This is a genomic window from Borrelia crocidurae, from assembly GCF_000825665.2.
Taxonomy (GTDB): Bacteria; Spirochaetota; Spirochaetia; order Borreliales; family Borreliaceae; genus Borrelia; species Borrelia duttonii.
This window is the reverse complement of record NZ_LN609267.1, coordinates 38,174-41,102: the sequence shown is the minus strand read 5'-3', so window position 1 is coordinate 41,102 and position 2,929 is coordinate 38,174. Positions and strand designations below refer to the sequence as shown.

At 25.4% G+C, this 2,929-nt stretch carries 1 protein-coding gene and 1 pseudogene (1 of these 2 only partly in view); both read left to right on the top strand.

The genetic code is table 11. The features are described from left to right. The first annotated feature begins 104 nt into the window (after positions 1 to 104). Positions 105 to 1,613: a peptidylprolyl isomerase gene (locus tag BN1173_RS00220; protein ID WP_040235743.1), complete on the top strand. Its 1,509-nt coding sequence runs from the start codon at positions 105 to 107 to the stop codon at positions 1,611 to 1,613. Positions 1,614 to 1,675: 62 nt separating this feature from the next. Beyond that, positions 1,676 to 2,929, top strand: a pseudogene (locus BN1173_RS00215) (pallilysin-related adhesin); it runs 205 nt beyond the window's last position.

The window sequence follows — 2,929 nt, the reverse complement described above, 5'->3', positions numbered from 1 at the left end:
GTGAGTCTGTTATTTTCAATAAATGTTTGAATTGCAATAATATGTGAATTATGCTATTTTAATATCTAAAATGCTATTTTATTTCAGTTGAAGGGTTTTTTATTATGCATAAGAGAATAAGTCAAACAAAAAGCGTTACATCTGGTGGTGAAAATGATAAAAGAGTTGGGATTTGGGGCATTTTCGCACTTATATTAATTGTATTTGGGTTTATTATTGCACCTTTAATGCCAGGATTATTTGATACTACTGATTTGTCTAATTTAAAGTTTGGCTTTTATAAGGGACAGCCGATTTATTATGCTAAAGATAATAAATTTGCGCAATATGTTAATTTTTATTCAAATTTTTATTCTAAACTAAAAAGAGATAATACTTATGATATAGACTATTTTATTTGGCGCTTAGCTTTTATGAAGTATGTTGAGGATATTGCTTTTCTTGATTTGGCAAAAAGTAGTAACTTTTATATTTCAAAAAGTGTTTTGAGTCAAAATATCATGAACTCTTCTGTTTATTTAGATTCTAATGGTAATTTTAGTCCTAAAAGGTATAATAAAGTTTCTGATTATCAAAAGTTTAAAATTTATAGTGAAGCTGTGGAAAATTTGCTTTCTTCAAATATTCAGATTTTTTTGAATAGTAGTTTTGTATTTTCAGATTTTCTTTTAAGTGCTGTTAAGAATATGAGTAAGATTAGAAGAAATATTGCTTATATTACACTTTCGTATGAAGATTTTCCAAAAGATAAAGTAATATCTTATGCTGAAGATAATCAAAAGTTGTTTAAAAGTTTAGATCTTGTTTCTATTAGTTTTAAAAATTTAAGTGATGCTAATGATGCTTATGACAAATTATCTAAGAGTATGCCTTTTGAAGAGGTTGCTAAGTTTTATTCTGAGGACGTTGCTAATTTCAAAGGTATTGCTTCTTCTAAGCAGTATTATTTTGATTTAGATCTTATGCTGAAGAAAAAAGAAGATCTAAGTTCAATTTTTTCTTTGAAGGTAAATGAATTTACTAATCCTATTAAATCTAAGAGTTCGGGTGAATATAAGATATATAAAGCGTTAAGTGATGTTTATAATTTTGATCAAAATTCAAATAATGATATTAGTGCTGTTAAAAATTATATAGAAACTTATGAGCCCAATGTTATTGAGACTTACCTTGAAAATAAACTTAATGCTATTTTATCTGAAATTAATTCTGATGTTGGAGAGGAACGATCTTTGCAAAAATATAATTTAAAAGTAAAAGAAGATGTGGTTAATCTCGCATATAATATGAAAATTTATTCTAGTACTTTAAAAGAGCTTGCAATTTTTAGTAATAGTCAAAGTTTTTATGACTTAATTTTTGATTTGAAAGAAGGTCAATGGTCTAAACCCTTTTTAGCAGATCATAAAGTGTATTCATTTTATTTACGTTCGTCTTCTAATGATTCTTATGAGTCTGATGCTTTAGTTCAAGAAGATCGTATTATTGATAATTTTTCTCAAGCAAATAGTAAGTTGCTATTAGATAATGTCTTAAAGAAAAATAATTTTAAAGAAAATTTTAATGAGGCATTTTTTTCTTTAAAGGATTTTAGTTTAAATGCCGGTAATTAGAGTGTAGTTTAGGCTTTTATATTTTATTGAGTATAAGAGTAGATATGTAAAAATCATGTGATATGTTTTTTAAACAATATTTTATATTTCTTTTTTTCGTTTTATTTTCTTGTGTTAAAGGAAATAGGGATTTTATTATTTTTAATAAAGATTTTAATAAAAAGATGAGTATTAGCAAATTAAATTATTCTGATGCAAATGTGAGTGAAGATTCTGGAGAGAATGTGTTTGGTTCTTTAATTGATCTGAAGGGTTATAAAATTTTGTCAGTTCATCAGGAAAATTTAAATTTAGATGTTTATTTTGAGCAAGTGGTTTTAGCTCAAAATTTTGCAGATCTGAAGACACATTTATTTATTATTGGTTTTGATCCTAAAAGTCATGAGGCAGTTGTTCTATTTAAGACACAAATAAATATTGATTCTAAAAATTCTTATAATATGTATCTTGAAGATATTACTGGTGATTATGATTTTGATATAGTTGTTCAGGGTTTTTTAGATGAATATGCTGTTTTATATGTTTTTAAAAGAGCAGTTGCTAATGATGTTTCGTCATATAGACCTATATTTTTTGATAAGGTTAATGGAAACATTATTATAAATAAGTATTCTAGATCTTCTGCTTATGATGATAAGAAATCGAGGGAAAGTTATTCAATTTCTTTAGAGAGATATGAAAAGCAGGGGGAGGATATGATAGTAAGTAAGATAGAAAAGTATGTATATTCTCAAGCGCAGGGTAAATATTATCCTTTGTCTACTAGTGAAAAGGTTAGACGTATAGATAATGATGTGTATCAAACTTTAAAAAATTTACCTAAAGATGAAGTTTATAAATTTTTATATGGTGTTTGGTATGATAATGATTCTCATCAACGTTCAGGAAAGTTAGATTCTAATAATATTTTGCTCTTATCATTTAATAGGCATTTTAATGAAATTAGTATTTTTAAGAATAATTCTCAAGAAATTGCACACATTGAATATATTTCAAGACCTGCCTATAATATTCTCAATATCAGTACTAAATCTGTTTTTTCCGATTTAATAGTATATAATTTTTGGATTAAAATTGTTGATATTGACAATATTGAAATAAAAATTGATACAGGAACAGATGCTTATGATAAGTATGGGTTTTCAGGGATTTTTAAACGATTTAATAATTCTGTTTTAGAGAATGATGATCAAAAATTTTTGTTTATTCCAAATGGTAATTATGTTTATAAAGATGTTATTTATGATTTTTCTTATCCTAGTCTTACTTATATTAGTTATAGATGAAGATTATGGAATTTTTAGTCAGGATAATTT

What these genes read in the sequence shown, in the direction of transcription:
- BN1173_RS00220 (WP_040235743.1), top strand. Translation starts at nt 105, where the DNA reads ATGCATAAGAGAATAAGTCAAACAAAAAGCGTTACATCTGGTGGTGAA.